The following is a 16,310-nucleotide window of genomic DNA, read 5'->3' as shown; positions in this document are numbered from 1 at the left end:
TCTACCCGACGTGCGCGGGCACGCGCTTGATGCCGTGCACGAAACTGCTGTACAGCAGTTCGGGCTCACCGAATTCGACGGTCTTCAGCCGGGTCAACAACTCGCGGAACAGGTGTCGCAACTCGGTCTTGGCCAGCTGGTTGCCCAGACAGAAGTGCGGACCACCACCGCCGAACCCGACCTGCGGATTGGGTGAGCGGCTCAGGTCGAAACGCTGCGGGTCGGTGAACACCGACTCGTCCCGGTTGCCCGAGCAGTAGAACAGCCCCACCTTGTCACCCGCCCTGATCTGCTGGCCGGCCAGCTCGACGTCCTCGGTGGCATGCCGGGCGAACTGGATCACCGGTGTGGCCCACCGCACGAATTCCTCTGTGGCAAGACCGATCCGGTTGTCGAAATCCTCCAACAGCCAATCCTTCTGGTCCGGATTGGCCGCCAGCGCCATCATCGCGTGAGTGGTGGTCTGCTTGGTGGTGTCGTTGCCCGCCGAGGCCAGCAGGATCAGGAACGCGCCGATCTCCTCGTCGGTCAGCCGGTGCCCGTCGACCTCGGCGTTGACGATGCTGGTCATCAGGTCGTCACCGGGATTGGCCCGCCGGAACTTGGCCAGCTCCACCCCCGTGCTCGAGATCAGCATGATCTCGTTGATGGTGGCCATGGCGCGTTCTTCGAGCGAGGAGTACTCGTCATCGCTCATGCTGAACAGCTTCTCGGCGGCCTTGGCCAGCGCGGGCTGATCGGCGGTGGGCACACCGAGCATGTCGGAGATCGTCCGCATCGGCAGCTGCGCCGAGCACGCCTCGACAAAGTCGACGTCGCCTGCGCCGATCAGATCGTCAACGACGGCGACGGCGTTGCGCTGAATCTGCTCCTCGATCTTGCGCACATTGCGCGGGGTGAACGCCGAGCTGATCAGACGCCGGTACGTGGTGTGCTCAGGCGGATCCATCATCAGGAAGAAGGTGGCGAACTTCTGCACGTCGGCCGGCATCGGGTCCAGCGCGACACCCTGGGTCGAGGTGAACAGCTCAGGATGCTGGCTGACGAACTGGATGTCGGCTCGGCGCGTCACCGCCCAGAATCCGGGCTCTTCGACGTCGAACATCGTCGACAGCGGCTGATGCCAGCTCAGGCCCGCACCGGCGCGCAACTGCGCGAATGTCTCGTCACGCTCGGCGAATGACCGGCTCCAGAAATCGTGCGACGTGATGTCGAATGGGCTGTATTCGCGTGCCTGCGGTGAGCTGGCAACTGTCACGGTGTTCCCTCCTGCACGGGCGTCCGACGACGGTGTCGCGCCGCGAATCAGCGTGACAGTTCGCCGATAGTTTGTAAAGCTGTGGGTATGGCGGAAACATCGTCCATCGACGACGACAGCAGCACCCGCGGGCGAATCCTGGCCGCCACCGCCGAGGTACTCGGGGCCAACGGGATGACCAAGCTCAGCCTGTCCGAGGTCGCCTCGCAGGCCGGGGTTTCCCGGCCCACGCTGTACCGCTGGTTCGCGTCCAAACAGGAACTGCTCGACGCATTCGTGGTGTGGGAGCGCAAGCACTACGAACAAGCCGTGGCGAAGGCCTCCGAGGACCTTCCCGAGGACGAACACCTGGACGCCGCGTTGCGCACGGTCGTCGAATATCAGCAGTCCTACCCCGGACTGCGCATGGTCGATATCGAACCCGAACATGTCATCAAGCGGCTCGCCCAGGTGATCCCGCTGATGCGGGAGCGTCTGCAACGGCTGACTTCCGGGCCGGATGCCGACATCGCCGCGGCCACCGCGGTGCGGGTGGCGGTCTGCCACTACCTGGTGCGCAGCGATGACGCCGATGAATTTCTCGCGCAGTTACGCCATGCCGCCAGAGGGAAACATCAGCACTGACCAGGGCATTTCACAGCCGGCGCTACCCTGGGCTCGGTGACCGACTCAGCTGATCCCATCGTCGGGCTTGACCTGACCGAACAGGCCGCGCTGGGCAGCGGCGCCAGCTTCTGGACCACCAAGGCGATCGGCCCCGTACCCGCGATTGTGCTGACCGATGGCCCGCACGGGGTACGCAGGCAATCCGGCAGCGCCACAGACCATCTGGGCCTCTCCGGCAGTGAGCCGGCAACTTGCTTTCCCCCAGCGGTCGGACTCAGCCAGACCTGGGACCCCGAATTGGTGGAGCGGGTCGGCCGGGCGCTGGGCGACGAAAGCCGCGCGCTCGGCGTGCATGTGCTGCTCGGGCCGGGAGTCAACATCAAGCGTGACCCGCGGTGCGGGCGCAATTTCGAGTACTACTCGGAGGATCCGCTGCTCTCGGGGGCGCTGGGCGCGGCGTGGGTGCGCGGGGTGCAGAGCCGCGGTGTCGGTGCATCGCTCAAGCATTTCGCGGTGAACAACGCCGAGCAGGACCGGATGCGGGCCAGCTCGGACGTCGACATCCGCACGTTGCGTGAGATCTACCTGCGGACATTCGAGATCGTGGTGCGCCAGGCCGAGCCCTGGACCGTGATGTGTTCCTACAACCGGATCAACGGGGTCTACGCGTCGGAGAACGCCTGGCTGCTGACCACGGTGCTGCGCGACGAATGGGGTTTCGACGGCGTGGTGGTCAGCGACTGGGGCGCGGTGGCGGACCGGGTCGCGGCCGTGGCCGCGGGCCTGGACCTGGAGATGCCGACGAGCGGCGGTGTCTCCGACGCTGAGGTGGTGAACGCGGTACGCGCCGGGCAGCTGGACCCGGCTGTCGTCGCGCGCGCCGCGGGGCGCGTCGCTCGACTGACCCAGCGGGTCACCGAAACAGGCACCACCGCAGCGTCATTCAGTGCGGTCGATATCGATGCACATCACAAGCTGGCACGCGAGGCGGCACAGCGGGCCATCGTGCTATTGAAGAACGACGGTGATCTGCTGCCGCTGGCGCCGTCACCGCTGGCGGTCATCGGCGGATTCGCCCAGGAGCCGAGATATCAGGGTGGCGGCAGTTCTCATGTGAATCCGACGCGCCTCGACATCCCGCTGGACGAGATCCGCAGGCTCGCAGGCGATCACCCGGTGAGCCATTGTGCGGGAAGCGACATCGCAGCCGCGGTCACCGCCGCCGAATCCGCCGAAACCGCGATCGTATTCCTCGGCCTCACCTCCGAAGAGGAGTCCGAGGGCTACGACCGCGAGCACATCGATCTGCCCGCCGCTCAGCTCGACCTGCTACGCGCCGTCGTCGAGGCCCAGCCCCGCACCGTGGTGGTGCTGTCCCACGGCGGCGTGGTACGCCTCGACGCCGTTGCCGGCCTGGCCCCGGCCGTCGTGGACGGTGCCCTGCTCGGGCAGGCCGGAGGTGGCGCGCTGGCGGATGTGCTGTTCGGCGTCGTCAACCCGTCGGGTCGGCTGGCCGAGACCGTGCCGTTGCGGCTGCGGGATTCTCCTGCCTACCTCAACTTTCCGTCGGAATCCGGCCATACGGTCTACGGCGAGCGGATGTTCGTCGGCTACCGCTGGTATGACACGCGGGACATGCCGGTGGCGTTCCCATTCGGCCACGGCCTGTCCTACACCCGGTTCGACTACTCCGGCCTCGAGGTCAACGCCGTCGGCGATGGACTGTCCGTGCGGCTGACGGTGGCCAACACCGGCACCCGGTCAGGCCGTGAGGTGGTGCAGGTCTATGCCGGGCTACCCGGCTCCGCTGTCGGCAGGCCTGTCCGGTGGCTGGCCGGTTTCACCGCGGTGACGGTCGAGCCGGGCGAGCAATGTGCCGTCGAGATCCCGGTCAGCCGAAGCGATCTCGCGTACTGGAGCACGACTGCCGGGCGCTGGGATGTCGAGCCCGGCGAGTACGCGGTGTCGGTCGGCGCATCGAGCCGGGATCTTCGGCTGACGGCGACGGTGACGTTGGCCGGCGATGAACCGACACAGCCGTTCACCCGCGATTCAACGCTGGGCGAGCTGCTCGCCGACCCGGCGGCGGCGCAGACGATTCTGACGGTGCTGGGTAGCGCTTCGCCATTCGGAGCGGCCGATTCCGCACTCGGCAGCAATCTGCTGCGGATGCTCGAATCGGTGCCGATCGGGCGGATGGCCGCCTTCTCGGCAGGCAAGGTCACCCGCGAGCAGCTCGATCAACTGCTCGCGGGAATCAACGCTCAGCGATCCTGATCGCCCGCAGCTCGGCCAGGATCTCGTCGGTGTGCGCGCCGAGCGCCGGGGCGACCATGCGCGGCTGCCACGGGGTGGCCGAGAAGTCGGCCGGGCTGGCCACCATCGGCACCGTCGAAATCCCGTCGGGGACTTCGACAATCCCACCTGCGGCGTGGAACTGTTCGTCGGCGATCACGTCGTCGAGACTGTTGATCGGTGACCAGAAGAAGTCGGGTTCACCGTCGAACAGGGTGGCCCAGTGCTCCATCGGATGCTCGGCGAAGATGGCGTCCAGATCGGCGATCAGCTCGCGGGCATTGACGTATCGATCACGCGCCGTGGCGAAACGCGGGTCGGTCAGCCAATCTTCACGGGCCACCACGCGACACAATGCGGGCCAGTGCCGGTCCCCCTGCAGCCCGACGATCCAGAACCGACTCCCGTCACCGGCGGTGTAATTGTTCATGCACGGATTGGCCATCGCCTCACGCTGGCCGATCGCGATCTGCTCACCGCTCATCAGCAGCGTGTTGAGATCGAAGCTGACGGTGTAGGCGCCTTGGCGGTACAGCGAGGTGCTGACCAATTGGCCAGTCCCCGTGCGGTTTCGGGCGAGCAACGCGGCACACACCGCGGCCGCCAGCGTCATCCCCGCGGAGTGGTCCCCCATCCCGCCGCGCTGAAACGGCGGAGTGTCCCCGGGCCGGGTGAGCAGGTCGGCCAGCCCGGCGCGGGCCCAGAAGGCGGCGACGTCGTAGGCGGCCCGGTCCGCCTCGGGTCCGCTCAGTCCGTATCCGGTGATCAACCCGTACACCAGGCGCGGATTGCGTGCCGCGACGGTCTCGAAGTCGAGTTCCAGCCGCCGTAATGCGGCGGGCCGCACGTTGGTCAGGAAAACGTCTGCGGTGGAAAGCAATTCGCCTACGGCATCCCGCCCCTCGGCGGTACCGAGGTCGAGCACGATGCTGCGTTTGGACCGGTTGTCCATCTCGAACGGCGGGTTGGCCGCCACCCCCAGGTCCGGATCCAGGCCGAGCATCCGGCCGAATGTTCTCGCCGGGTCGCCCGACGGCGGCTCGATCTTGATGACGTCGGCGCCCCAGTCAGCCAGGAGTGCGCCGGCGGCCGGTGCGGCCACCCAGACGCCCAACTCGATGACCCGAAACCCCTCCAACGGACCCGCCATCACCACTCCTTCCCGAAACCGCTTTACAATTTGTCGCAAATTTGTAAACTTGGCGAATGCTCACACCGGCCCGCCACCTCGTCCCCGTCGCCGGTCTGGCCGCGCACATCGGTCACGGGGTGCAACGTATCGCAACCGATGCGGCGATCGGATGCATGCGGGCACTGCCCCGCCGGATCGCCGATCTCGATGCGGCCTACCTGTCCGAGCTCACCGGACGCAGGGTCGAATCGGTGTCGGTGATCGGCGGCGATGCGGGCACGTCGTCACGCGCGCGGCTGGCGCTGTCGGGAGCAGGGGTACCCGAATCGGTGTTCGTCAAGATGCCCGCCGAAACGGCCGCCACCCGGATGATGGGTGAGCTGGGCCGGCTGGGGCACACCGAGGTTCGGTTCTATCAACAGCTGGCCGACGGCCTGCCCGGAGTTCCCCGCGCCTACGGCGCGGCCTTCGACGCCCTCACCGGGCGGTACGTGCTGGCGCTGGAGGACCTGACACTGAGCGCCTGCGAGTTCCCGGACACCCTGCACCCGCTGGACAGAGACCGGGCCGCCATGACGGTTGAGCTGCTGGCCCGGGTACACGCGGCATTCTGGGACAAACTGCCGGCCCGCACCGGCAGCGGGCCGCTGGGCTGGCTGTACTCGGCGTCGGGTGACCACACCTCGTTGATGACCGGCTCGCTACTGAAGATGTCGACCAAACGACTGGCCGAGAACACCGACATCCCGGTGGCCGATGGCCGGTTCATCGACGAGAACTACCGCGCGGCGGCGCAGCTGCTGGACCGCCCGCCGCATACCGTGATGCACGGTGACGCACATCCGGGCAATCTGTTCTTCCGCAACGGCGAGGCGGGTCTGCTCGACTGGCAGGCCGTGCGCCGCGGCCATCCCGGCCGCGAGCTGGCGTACACGCTGGTCACCTGCATGACCACGGCCGACCGGCAGGCCGCCGAGCGTGACCTGCTCGACGAGTACCGCCGCGCACTGGCGGCGGCCGGCGGCCCCTCCCTCGACCACGACGAGTTGTGGGAGCGTTATCGCGTCGGTGCGATCTATGCGTATGCCGCACCCGTCATCACCGCGGGCCTCGGCGGCATGCAGGACGAAGGCATCGCACTGGAGGGCGCCAGACGCGGTGTGACAGCTTTGGCCGACCTGGAGACTGTGGCAATACTCAAGAAGTTGCTGTGATGGTCCTACCATTTGGTGAACCACGATCAACCAAGGCCTGGACGTGAATGAACCTGTAACCGCGCAGCGGGGCACATCAGCCGAAGACACCTCGACGCGCCATCGAATCCTGGTCGCAACGGCCGAGGTACTGGCCCGCAGCGGCCAGACCAAGCTGAGCCTTTCCGAGGTGGCACTGCAGGCCGGGGTGTCTCGGCCGACGCTCTACCGCTGGTTCGCCGACAAGCAGGAACTTCTCGACGCGTTCGGCACCTATGAGCGTGAGATGTTCGACCACGGCATGAGCCGCGCCACCGTTGGCCTGCGGGGCAATGAGAAACTCGATGCCGCACTGCGTTTCATCGTGCAGTACCAGCAGTCGTATTCCGGGGTCCGGCTCATCGACATCGAGCCCGAAGTCGTCATCACACAGCTGGCCAACGTCTTGCCGCTCATGCGGGCGCGGCTGCTCAAACTCCTGTCGGGCACCAATGCCCCGGTCAAGGCTGCCACCGCGATCCGGGTCGCAGTCTCGCACTACGTCGTGCGCAGCGATGACGGCGATCAATTCCTGGCACAGCTACGTCACGCCGTCGGGATCAAACAGCCCGACGCAAACTGACCCCTCTTCCGCTCTTCACCTTCCGCACCTCCTGCCCTCGCGCCCACAAGACTCTACGATCGCAGAGACTTATCGATCGGTCAATCCTTTCTTCAAAGGGGTGACACGGCACGCAATTTTTGTAAAGCTGTCTCCTATGACTCAGGTGCAGAGCGACACCGGCGTGCTCGCCGGTGACGAGCGGATGCTCATCGACGGTGAGCTCCAATACACCGGCAGCGGTGCGAAATTCGACGTTGTCCACCCCGCCAGCGAACAGGTGGCCGGCCAGGCGACCGACGGCACGGTGCCCGACATCGAGCGTGCAGTGGGAGCCGCGCGCCGCGCATTCGACGAAACCGACTGGAGCCGCGACGTCGAGTTCCGCTACCACTGCCTGATGCAGCTGCACGACGCGCTGGAGGCCGAGAAGGAGCGGCTGCGCCGGGTGCTGATCACCGAGGTCGGCTGTCCGGTGACCGTCACGGGCTCGCAGATCGAGGACCCGATCGGCGAGGTCAAGCACTGGGCTGAGCACGGGAAGAACTTCGACTACGTCGTCGACAACGGCGTGCACCAGACCCAGCTCGGGCCGGCGCGCCGCAAGATCGCCTATGAGCCGGTCGGTGTGGTCGGTGCGATCACCCCGTGGAATGTGCCGTTCTACCTCAACATCGCCGAGACGGTGCCGGCGCTGATGGCCGGTAACACCGTCGTCCTCAAGCCCGCGCAGCTCACCCCGTGGTCGGGTACCGAGTTGGGCCGCATCGTCGCCGAACACACCGACATCCCGGCCGGCGTGTTCAACGTCGTCGTGTCCAATGCCAACGAAGTCGGCGCCGCACTGTCGGCGGACCCGCGGGTCGACATGATCACCTTCACCGGGTCGACCGCGACCGGGCGCGCCATACTGGCCGCCGGCGCCTCCACAGTCAAGAAGACCATGCTCGAACTGGGAGGCAAGTCCGCCCACATCGTGCTCGACGATGCCGACTTCAACTCGGCCCTGCCGATCGCGGCGATGATGGCCTGCGTCATGAGCGGGCAGTCGTGCATCCTGCCCAGCCGAATCCTGCTCCCCCGCAGCCGGTACGACGAGGGCATCGCGCTCCTCAAGGGCGCGATGGAGAACTTCCCGGTCGGGGATCCGTGGACCCCGGGCATCATGCAGGGGCCGCAGATCAGCGCCACCCAGCGCGAGAAGGTGCTCGGGCTCATCAAATCCGGCATCGATTCCGGCGCCCGGCTGGTCACCGGCGGCGGTGTTCCGGAGAACCTGCCCACCGGCTACTACACCCAGCCCACCCTGCTCGCCGACGTCGACCCCGATTCACAGGTCGCGCAGGAGGAGATCTTCGGACCGGTGCTGACGGTCACGCCCTACGACTCCGACGACGAAGCGGTCGCCATCGCCAACAACTCCATCTACGGCCTGTCCGGGGAGGTTTCGTCCGGAGATGTGGACCGGGCATTCGCCGTCGCGCGGCGCATCCGGACCGGCAACGTCACCATCAACAGCCGCAGCCACTTCGGCATCAACAGCCCGTTCGGCGGTTCCAAGCAGAGCGGTCTGGGTCGGCGCAACGGCGAGGAAGGCTTCAAGGAGTACTTCGAGTCGAAGACCATCGGGATGCCCGAGTGAGTGAGTACTCCGACATCTCGGCCCTGCTGTACCGGTACGCCCGGGCCGTCGATTCCAAGGACTGGGAGCTGTACCGCTCGGTGTTCACCGAGGACGCCCACATCGACTACTCGTCGGCAGGCGCCACCGTGGGCAGCCGCGACGAAGTCGTCGACTGGTTCGCCGCGAACTTCGGGGTGATCCCGTGGAGCATGCACTACATCACCAACATCGAGATCCTCGAAACCGACGGCGACACCGCGACGGTACGGGCGATGTTCTACAACCCCATGCAGCTGCCGGGGATGGCCCAGATCAGCGCGTGCGGCGGCTACTACCACCATGAGCTGGCGCGCACGCCCGACGGCTGGCGCAGCCGCAGCTTGCGCGAGGAGAATCTCTGGTTCACCAACCCGCCGGGTTAGGCCAGCGCCCGAGACTGCCTACAGCCCACCGAAACTGCGTACAGATCGCCATTTTCCGCAAAAACGCGATCTGGGCGCAGTCTCGGCGCAATAACTAGCCCTCGGCAGCCAACTGGCCACAGGCCGCGGCGATTTCCCGGCCCCGGGTATCACGCACTGTGCACGACACTCCCTTGGCCTGGACCCGCTTGACGAACTCCCGCTCGACCGGCTTGGGGCTGGCATCCCACTTGCTGCCCGGCGTGGGGTTGAGCGGAATCAGGTTCACATGCACCAACTGCCCCAGCTTGCTGTGCAGCTTTTTCCCCAAAAGGTCCGCGCGCCAAGGCTGGTCGTTGATGTCACGAATCAGCGCGTACTCGATGGACACCCGCCGGCCGGTGACGTCGGCGTAATAGCGCGCGGCATCGAGGACCTCGTCGACGCTCCACCGGTTGTTCACCGGAACCAGGGTGTCGCGCAGTTCGTCGTCGGGGGTGTGCAGGGACACGGCCAGTGTGACACCGAGGCGCTCGTCGGCCAGTTTCCGGATGGCCGGGGCGAGGCCCACCGTCGACACCGTCACCGACCGGGCGCTGATGCCGAAGCCGTTCGGCGGCGGGGCGATGATGCGCCGCACCGCGGCCAGCACCCGGTTGTAGTTGGCCAGGGGCTCCCCCATGCCCATGAACACGATGTTCGACAACCGACCGTCATGCTCCAAGCGCATGGCCGACGACGCCGACCGGACCTGCTCCAGAATCTCGGCGGTGGACAGGTTGCGCTTGAGGCCGCCCTGGCCGGTCGCGCAGAACGGGCAGGCCATGCCGCAGCCGGCCTGCGAGGAGATGCACACGGTGTTGCGCTGCGGGTAGCGCATCAGCACGGACTCGAAGGTCGTGCCGTCAACCGCACGCCACAGGGTCTTGCGGGTCTCCCCCGCATCGCACTGGATCTGCTTCACCGGATCGATCAGCGTCGGGAACAGGGCCTCGGCCACCTGGTCGCGCACCGCGGCCGGCAGATCGGTCATCTGCTGCGGGTCGGCGATGAGTCGGCCGTAGTACTGGTTGGCCAGCTGCTTGCCGCGGAACTTCGGCAACCCCAGCTCGGCGACCGCCTCGGCCCGGCCGTCCTGGTCGAGGTCGGCAAGGTGCCGCGGCGGCATGGCACGTCGCGGGGCGTCGAAGACCAGCGGTAACGGCTTACTTTCAGCAGACATAACACGTCCAGTATCCCAGCACCGTCATTGCGCGTGAACACCGCCGAGTTGTAACGTGTTCTAAAACCAGAGTGAGCGCTCTGTTTTGATGCGAGAGTGCACGAGAGGGTCAATCAGTGCCGTTCCAAGACAGCCTCCACGGCGGTCGCCAGATGTTCGGCACGGACGGCCGAGTCCATTGCAACCGAAGTAATTTCGTCACTGCCGAACACAGCCGGCAGAAACGCGTAGGAGTACACCATCCGGAATGCGGTGTCGGCAGCGGCGGCGCTGCACCCGAATCGCTCCGTGAGCACCCGGCCGAAATCCCGCGCCAAGGACCGGCTCCACTCGACTCCGTCCGCCCACATGTCCGGATCCGCCCGGCCGAGACTGACGAAGACGAAGAGCAGAGCACGATTGTCCGCGACAGCGCTCAAGAACATGGCCACGAAGCCCGATACGAACACCTGCCTGTCCGTGGCTGGATACCAAGGCGCCGAACGGTATTCGCTGGATTCGCTGAGCCGGTTCAAAAACCTGGCATGGGCTTCGACCAGGAGCTGTCGACGGTCGGCGAAGCGATGGTAGATGGCGCCGTTGGAGACTCCGGAGCGCTCACTGACCGCGGCGATGGTCAAGCCCTGCGCCCCCGACTCGGCCAGGATTTCCAGCGCGGCATCGAGCACCCGGGAAGCCGTCACCTGACTGCGTCGCTGCACCGCAGGACGCTTTCCGGGAACCTCGACAGCCTCACTCATCGCAGCCAACTGTAAATGTGGCATCGAACAAACACGAAGGAGCCGTGCGCCGTGGTCGACGTTCAGAAGTTCTTATCCGATATCGCGCGCGTGGCACCCTTCGTGCCCCCGCAGGACCCGGTACCGGTCACCTTCAACTTCGACCAAGGGATTCCGTCCGCAGAGACGTTCCCGATTGGCACGCTTGATCACCTGCACAGCGACGTCCTCGCCCACGACGGAGCGCGCGCACTGGAGTACGTGTCGCTGGACGTCGACGGACCCGGCGACCAGATCGTGTACGGCAATACCGGCTATACCGAGCTGGTCCTGGGCAGTCTGCACCTGCGCCGCGAACTGGCGCGGTGGCTGGGTGAGCGCAATGCGCGCACCGACCTGGGCCCGGACAACCTGATCATCACCTCCGGTTCGGTGCAGGCCATTGCCCTGGCGATCAACGCGCTGGTCAACCCCGGCGACGGCGTGCTGGTCGAGGCCGCAACATTCCCCTACGCGCTGCGGTACGCGAAAATGCGCGGCGCCGACATTCGGCCCGTGGCAATCGACGCGGACGGCCTCGATCCCGACGCGCTGGAATCGCGTCTGGCGGAAATGGCCGCCGCGGGGGTGGTCCCGAAGCTGCTGTACATCGTCGCCACCTTCCAGCTCCCGACCTGCGTTTCGACGTCGGAACCGCGACGCCGACGCATCCTGGAGCTGGCGCAGGAGTACGACTTCCTGATCATCGAGGACAACATCTACGGCGACCTGCGCTACCACGGCGAGCCGATTCCCACGCTGCTGTCGATGGACACCACCGGCAGGGTGATGCAGTCACACGGCTTCAGCAAGACCGTGGCACCTGCGCTGCGAATCGGGTGGATGACCGGACCGCAGGACCTGATCACCGGATTGGGTTCGGTACGGCAGGACTTGGGCCCGAGCCTGTGGACCTGCCGGGCCTTGGCGCGGTTCGTCGCATCCGGTGACTTCGACAAGCAGATCGACCGCGCCAACGACGTGTACCGGCGCAAGCTCGATGTCGCGGTGGCCGCGGTTCGGGAACACTGCGGTTCCTGGGTGACGTTCTCAGTCCCCGAGGGCGGCTTCTACCTGTGGCTCAAGCTGTCCGATCAGGTCGACTGGCGCGAGGTTCGACGCCGCTCCGCCGAGGGCGGCGTGGCTTTCCGCCCGGGCGAGCGGTTCATGATCGACAGCGCCGCTTCCGACGGGGCAGGATATCTGCGGCTGGCCTACAGCCACGTCGATGACGAGGAAATGCGAAGGGGCATAGCAATTCTCGGCGAGGCCATCCGTGAATCGGTGATCAAGTGATCGCGGACGGCCCTCGGGCCGTTGCCGAGGGCCTGACCTTCCCGGAGTGCCCGCGCTGGCACGACGGCGCGCTGTGGTTCTCCGACCAGCACGCAGGCACCGTGTTCCGGCTGGTGCCCGGGCAGGCGTGCGAGCCGGTACTCGATGTCGCCGGCCGGCCGTCGGGCCTCGGTTGGACGCCTGACGGCGATCTGCTGGTGGTGTCCATGCTGAACCGGAAACTGTTGCGTTATGACGGTCAGACCACCACGACGGTGGCCGATCTGTCGCCGTATCACCGCGGACCGAGCAATGACATGTTGGTCGACGATGCCGGCCGGGCCTACATCGGCGACATCGGCTTCGACTACTACGAAGGGGGCTCCCCCACCCCGACGAAACTCATCAGGGTGGACGTGGACGGCGCGGTTCAGGTGGTCTCCGGTGACGTGCTGGTGCCCAACGGCATGGCCTTGGCCGACGGCGGAACCCGGCTCATCCTCGCCGAGTCACTGGCCCGCCGGCTCACCAGCTTTCGCCGGGATCCCGACGGCACCCTGTCCGACCAACAGGTGTTCGCCGACCTCGGACGGAGGGTTCCCGACGGGATCTGTGCCGACCCCAGCGGTGCGGTGTGGTTCGCCTCGCCCAACTCCAATGCCGTTGTCCGCGTTGACCGGACCGGCGAACAGACCCATGTCATCGGCACCGGCAACTGGTACCCGGTGGCCTGCCAGCTCGGCGGGACGCAGGGTCGCACGCTCTACATCTGCGCCTCGACGTCGGTGGCACCGACGGACACCGGCACCCCGCGATCGGGCGCCATCCTGGCGATCGAGCTCGACGAGGCGATCGCATGACCGACAATTCGAAAGAGGGACAAGCCATGAAGTTCATGTACGCGCTGTGGGGCTCGGATCTCGATCGGGTGCTGCATGCACCGCAGCTGCGCGAGGCGATCCACGCAGCCGGCGCCAGCCGTCTGCAGGTCAATGTGGACGATGCCGATGTCGCCCCCACACAGCTGCGCATCACGGCGTTCGACACTCCGGTGAACGCGGTGGTCAGCATCTGGACCGAGGCCGAGCCGACCGCGATCTCCGAACTGCTGTCCGGGGTCGCCGATCACTGCGTGGGGTGGGAGGTCGAGGAAACGGTGCGGTTGGTGCCACCGCCGGTCGCCGATGGGCAACGCACCCCGGCGCTCGCCCAGATCGGATTCCTGCGAATCCCCGCCGACCTCACCCCCCAAGAGTGGCTGCACCGCTGGCAGGGACAGCACACCACGGTGGCCATCGAGACGCAGGCGAACTTCGGCTACGTGCAGAACCGGGTGCTGCGCACGGTTCTCGGTGAGGAGCGGGTCGACGCCCTGGTCGAGGAGCTGTTCCCGATGTCGGCCATGACCGACCCGCACGCTTTCTACGGCAGCGGCGGCGACGATGCCGAGTTGCAGCGACGCCTCGGTCTGATGATCGAGAGTGTGACCCGGTTCGGAGCACACACCAACCTGGACTCGGTCCCCACCAGCCGGTACGTCTACGCGCCGGCGTCGCAACCATCCCGGTAGGCGATGGTCGGCCGCGCGTCGTGACGCGCGGCTTCCGCGCCTCACGCCAGCAGGGTCAGCACAATCCAGCCGACGACGGCCGCGGGCAACATCGCGTCGATGCGATCCATGATTCCACCGTGACCGGGCAGCAGCGTGCCCATGTCCTTGATCCCGAGGTCACGCTTGATCTGCGATTCGACCAGGTCGCCGAGCACGCCGGTGATGACCAGCAGCAAGCCCAGCGGCGCGCCCACCCACGCGGGCTTGTCCAGCAGAAATACCACCGAAAAAACGGCGGCGGCGATACCGAACAACAGCGAACCGCCGAGACCCTCCCAGGACTTCTTGGGGCTGATCGCCGGCGCCAGCAGATGCTTGCCGAACAGGACGCCAGCGACATAGCCACCGATGTCGGCGAAGACGACCGTCACGATGATGATGAACACCCGGACTCCGCCGTGATCGGCGAAGATGAGTAGCGCGGTGAACGCCGCGAACAACGGCACCCACGTGGCAAGCAGGACCGTCGCGGCGATATCGCGCAGGTAATTCACCGGTTGCTGGTCCAGCCCCTGACCGACCAGACGCCACACCATGCAGACGACGATCGTCCCGCCGTAGGCGCCCAGCAGTCCGAGCGCGCCGAACGGCCAGGTCAGCCAGATCATCGCCTGACCACCGAGTAACAGCGGGACGGTGGGCAGCGCGTAACCCTGTTCGCTCAGCCGCCGGATCACCTCGTGAGTGGCGATGGCGATGGCCACCGCGAGCAACGGCAGCCACCACATCGGCGCGAACAGGAGCGTACCGATCGCCATGGCGCCGAGGACGGCGCCGACGGCGATGGCGGCCGGAAGGTTACGGCCGGCCCGGGACTGTTTTTTCTGCGGTTCTCCGACCGGTGCGTTTGTCACGAAAGGTATTTGCTGATCGGCCTCTAGACCTCCAGCAGTTCGCCTTCCTTGTGCTTGACCAGGTCATCGATCTGGCTGGTGTAGGTGTGGGTGGACTTGTCGAGGTCCTTCTCGGCCCGCCCGACCTCGTCCTCGCCGGCCTCGCCGTCCTTCTTGATCCGGCTGAGCTCCTCCATGGCCTTGCGGCGGATGTTGCGCACCGACACCTTGGCGTCCTCGCCCTTGGACTTGGCCTGTTTGACCAGGTCGCGGCGGCGTTCCTCAGTGAGCTGCGGGATGGAGATCCGGATGATGCTGCCGTCGTTGGTCGGGTTGACCCCGAGGTCGGAGTTGCGGATCGCGTCCTCGATCGGCTTGAGCTGTCCCGCCTCGTAGGGCTTGATGACGACCATGCGCGCCTCGGGGACGTTGATGCTCGCCATCTGCGTGATCGGCGTCATCGACCCGTAGTAGTCGATATTGATGCGGGAGAACATGCCCGGATTGGCCCGGCCGGTCCGAATGGCGGACAGGTCGTCACGGGCCACACTCACGGCCTTTTCCATCTTCTCTTCAGCGTCGAAGAGAGTTTCGTCGATCACGTCGGCTTCTCCCGTTTCCCGTTCAGGTGGTGACCAGTGTTCCGATCTTCTCACCCGCCACCGCGCGGGCGATATTGCCTTCGGTGAGCAGGTTGAACACCAGCATCGGCATCCGGTTGTCCATGCACAAACTGAAGGCGGTGGCATCGGCGACCCGCAGGCCGCGATCGATGACCTCGCGATGGCTGACCTCGGTGAGAAGCTCGGCGTTCGGATCCTCGCGCGGGTCGGCGGTGTAGACGCCGTCGACGGCCTTGGCCATCAGCACCACCTCGGCCCCGATTTCCAGAGCCCGCTGCGCGGCGGTGGTGTCAGTGGAGAAGTACGGGAGGCCCATGCCGGCACCGAAGATGACGACGCGGCCCTTTTCCAGGTGCCGCACGGCCCGCAACGGGATGTACGGCTCGGCGACCTGCCCCATGGTGATGGCGGTCTGCACGCGGGTATCGATGCCCTCTTTCTGCAGGAAGTCCTGCAGCGCAAGGCTGTTCATCACGGTTCCGAGCATGCCCATGTAGTCGCTGCGCGTGCGTTCCATGCCGCGCTGCTGCAGTTGGGCGCCACGGAAGAAGTTGCCGCCGCCGATCACGACCGCGACCTGGACGCCGCTGCGCACCACTGCGGCGATCTGGCGGGCAACCTGGTGCACGACGTCGGGGTCGAGGCCGACCTGGCCACCGCCGAACATCTCTCCGCCAAGCTTCAGCAGAACCCTCGTGTAGAAGGGACGAATGGGTGCTGCGCCCTCGCCGGCGATATTCGGATCCGCCATCGGTCTCCTCGGCACTCCTCGCATGTAGAGAGCCACCCGGGTTACCCCTGGACGGCCTCTCCATCCTGCCTTATGGCGGGCAACACACCTAGTGGGGGGAGCCTTCGCGGACCGAGTGTCGCCGGC

The 16,310-nt window shown here is 66.4% G+C and carries 16 protein-coding genes; 9 read left to right on the top strand and 7 right to left on the bottom strand.

The genetic code is table 11. From position 1 onward, the window contains the following. Window position 1 precedes the first annotated feature (1 nt). Window positions 2–1,258 carry a cytochrome P450 gene (locus tag ACZYZ7_RS01340; RefSeq protein ID WP_450068816.1) on the bottom strand — a complete coding sequence of 419 codons (1,257 nt, stop codon included), beginning with the start codon at window positions 1,256–1,258 and terminating at the stop codon, window positions 2–4. Between the two features lie 87 nt (window positions 1,259–1,345). Between ACZYZ7_RS01340 and ACZYZ7_RS01335 the strand changes: the two genes are divergently transcribed. Both ACZYZ7_RS01335 and ACZYZ7_RS01330 read left to right on the top strand, forming a co-directional pair. Further along, complete coding sequence (locus ACZYZ7_RS01335; RefSeq protein ID WP_450068815.1) at window positions 1,346–1,882, top strand: TetR/AcrR family transcriptional regulator; 537 nt, start codon at window positions 1,346–1,348, stop codon at window positions 1,880–1,882. A gap of 36 nt (window positions 1,883–1,918) precedes the next feature. After that, window positions 1,919–4,141 (top strand): glycoside hydrolase family 3 C-terminal domain-containing protein, encoded by a 2,223-nt coding sequence (locus tag ACZYZ7_RS01330; RefSeq protein WP_450068814.1) that lies wholly within the window; start codon window positions 1,919–1,921, stop codon window positions 4,139–4,141. Here ACZYZ7_RS01330 and ACZYZ7_RS01325 read toward each other — a convergent pair. After that, window positions 4,122–5,309, bottom strand: a complete 1,188-nt coding sequence (locus ACZYZ7_RS01325) for a CaiB/BaiF CoA transferase family protein (protein ID WP_450068813.1) — start codon at window positions 5,307–5,309, stop codon at window positions 4,122–4,124. The two genes, ACZYZ7_RS01330 and ACZYZ7_RS01325, sit on opposite strands and share 20 nt — an antisense overlap. Before the next feature lie 56 nt (window positions 5,310–5,365). On the opposite strand from ACZYZ7_RS01325, the gene ACZYZ7_RS01320 reads away from it, so the two are divergent. The 4 genes from ACZYZ7_RS01320 (at window position 5,366) to ACZYZ7_RS01305 (ending at window position 9,131) form a co-directional block, all read left to right on the top strand. After that, window positions 5,366–6,505 carry a phosphotransferase gene (locus tag ACZYZ7_RS01320; RefSeq protein ID WP_450068812.1) on the top strand — a complete coding sequence of 380 codons (1,140 nt, stop codon included), beginning with the start codon at window positions 5,366–5,368 and terminating at the stop codon, window positions 6,503–6,505. Between the two features lie 43 nt (window positions 6,506–6,548). Further along, a complete protein-coding gene (locus tag ACZYZ7_RS01315; RefSeq protein WP_135453672.1) occupies window positions 6,549–7,106 on the top strand; it encodes a TetR/AcrR family transcriptional regulator in 558 nt (185 codons plus the stop codon). A 136-nt stretch (window positions 7,107–7,242) separates the two neighbouring features. Beyond that, a complete protein-coding gene (locus ACZYZ7_RS01310) occupies window positions 7,243–8,727 on the top strand; it encodes an aldehyde dehydrogenase family protein (protein ID WP_135453671.1) in 1,485 nt (494 codons plus the stop codon). Next, on the top strand, window positions 8,724–9,131 hold the full coding sequence (locus ACZYZ7_RS01305) for a nuclear transport factor 2 family protein (RefSeq protein ID WP_450068811.1): 408 nt from the start codon (window positions 8,724–8,726) through the stop codon (window positions 9,129–9,131). The genes ACZYZ7_RS01310 and ACZYZ7_RS01305 overlap by 4 nt, the downstream gene beginning before the upstream one ends. Before the next feature lie 94 nt (window positions 9,132–9,225). Here ACZYZ7_RS01305 and rlmN read toward each other — a convergent pair whose 3' ends face one another. Together rlmN and ACZYZ7_RS01295 are read right to left on the bottom strand one after the other, a co-directional pair. Continuing rightward, window positions 9,226–10,332, bottom strand: a complete 1,107-nt coding sequence (rlmN, locus tag ACZYZ7_RS01300; protein ID WP_450068810.1) for a dual-specificity RNA methyltransferase RlmN — start codon at window positions 10,330–10,332, stop codon at window positions 9,226–9,228. A 113-nt stretch (window positions 10,333–10,445) separates the two neighbouring features. Continuing rightward, window positions 10,446–11,072, bottom strand: a complete 627-nt coding sequence (locus tag ACZYZ7_RS01295) for a TetR/AcrR family transcriptional regulator (protein ID WP_450068809.1) — start codon at window positions 11,070–11,072, stop codon at window positions 10,446–10,448. Window positions 11,073–11,123: 51 nt separating this feature from the next. On the opposite strand from ACZYZ7_RS01295, the gene ACZYZ7_RS01290 reads away from it, so the two are divergent. The 3 genes from ACZYZ7_RS01290 to ACZYZ7_RS01280 are packed head-to-tail and all read left to right on the top strand — an operon-like array spanning window position 11,124 to window position 13,935. Next, complete coding sequence (locus ACZYZ7_RS01290) at window positions 11,124–12,386, top strand: aminotransferase-like domain-containing protein (protein ID WP_450068808.1); 1,263 nt, start codon at window positions 11,124–11,126, stop codon at window positions 12,384–12,386. Further along, window positions 12,383–13,225, top strand: coding sequence for an SMP-30/gluconolactonase/LRE family protein (locus ACZYZ7_RS01285; protein WP_450068807.1), 843 nt, complete (start codon window positions 12,383–12,385; stop codon window positions 13,223–13,225). The genes ACZYZ7_RS01290 and ACZYZ7_RS01285 overlap by 4 nt, the downstream gene beginning before the upstream one ends. Next, window positions 13,222–13,935, top strand: a complete 714-nt coding sequence (locus tag ACZYZ7_RS01280; protein WP_450068806.1) for a hypothetical protein — start codon at window positions 13,222–13,224, stop codon at window positions 13,933–13,935. Before ACZYZ7_RS01285 ends, ACZYZ7_RS01280 begins: the two co-directional genes overlap by 4 nt. Window positions 13,936–13,976: 41 nt before the next feature. On the opposite strand, the gene ACZYZ7_RS01275 is transcribed toward ACZYZ7_RS01280, so the two are convergent. Genes ACZYZ7_RS01275 through pyrH form a run of 3 tightly spaced genes read right to left on the bottom strand, consistent with a single transcriptional unit; the run spans window position 13,977 to window position 16,184 of the window. Continuing rightward, complete coding sequence (locus ACZYZ7_RS01275) at window positions 13,977–14,831, bottom strand: phosphatidate cytidylyltransferase (RefSeq protein WP_450068805.1); 855 nt, start codon at window positions 14,829–14,831, stop codon at window positions 13,977–13,979. 23 nt (window positions 14,832–14,854) lie between these two features. Continuing rightward, on the bottom strand, window positions 14,855–15,412 hold the full coding sequence (gene frr, locus ACZYZ7_RS01270) for a ribosome recycling factor (RefSeq protein ID WP_135453664.1): 558 nt from the start codon (window positions 15,410–15,412) through the stop codon (window positions 14,855–14,857). Between the two features lie 22 nt (window positions 15,413–15,434). Further along, window positions 15,435–16,184, bottom strand: coding sequence for a UMP kinase (gene pyrH, locus ACZYZ7_RS01265; RefSeq protein WP_135453663.1), 750 nt, complete (start codon window positions 16,182–16,184; stop codon window positions 15,435–15,437). Between the last annotated feature and the right edge of the window lie 126 nt (window positions 16,185–16,310).

This window comes from Mycobacterium sp. IDUB_17 (assembly GCF_055419465.1).
Note: the sequence above shows the minus strand (reverse complement) of the source record. Positions and strands in the feature narration are given on the sequence as shown.

What these genes read in the sequence shown, in the direction of transcription:
- ACZYZ7_RS01335 (WP_450068815.1), top strand. Translation starts at nt 1,346, where the DNA reads ATGGCGGAAACATCGTCCATCGACGACGACAGCAGCACCCGCGGGCGA.
- ACZYZ7_RS01325 (WP_450068813.1), bottom strand. Translation starts at nt 5,309, where the DNA reads ATGGCGGGTCCGTTGGAGGGGTTTCGGGTCATCGAGTTGGGCGTCTGG.
- ACZYZ7_RS01320 (WP_450068812.1), top strand. Translation starts at nt 5,366, where the DNA reads ATGCTCACACCGGCCCGCCACCTCGTCCCCGTCGCCGGTCTGGCCGCG.
- ACZYZ7_RS01310 (WP_135453671.1), top strand. Translation starts at nt 7,243, where the DNA reads ATGACTCAGGTGCAGAGCGACACCGGCGTGCTCGCCGGTGACGAGCGG.
- rlmN (WP_450068810.1), bottom strand. Translation starts at nt 10,332, where the DNA reads ATGTCTGCTGAAAGTAAGCCGTTACCGCTGGTCTTCGACGCCCCGCGA.
- ACZYZ7_RS01295 (WP_450068809.1), bottom strand. Translation starts at nt 11,072, where the DNA reads ATGAGTGAGGCTGTCGAGGTTCCCGGAAAGCGTCCTGCGGTGCAGCGA.
- ACZYZ7_RS01280 (WP_450068806.1), top strand. Translation starts at nt 13,222, where the DNA reads ATGACCGACAATTCGAAAGAGGGACAAGCCATGAAGTTCATGTACGCG.
- pyrH (WP_135453663.1), bottom strand. Translation starts at nt 16,184, where the DNA reads ATGGCGGATCCGAATATCGCCGGCGAGGGCGCAGCACCCATTCGTCCC.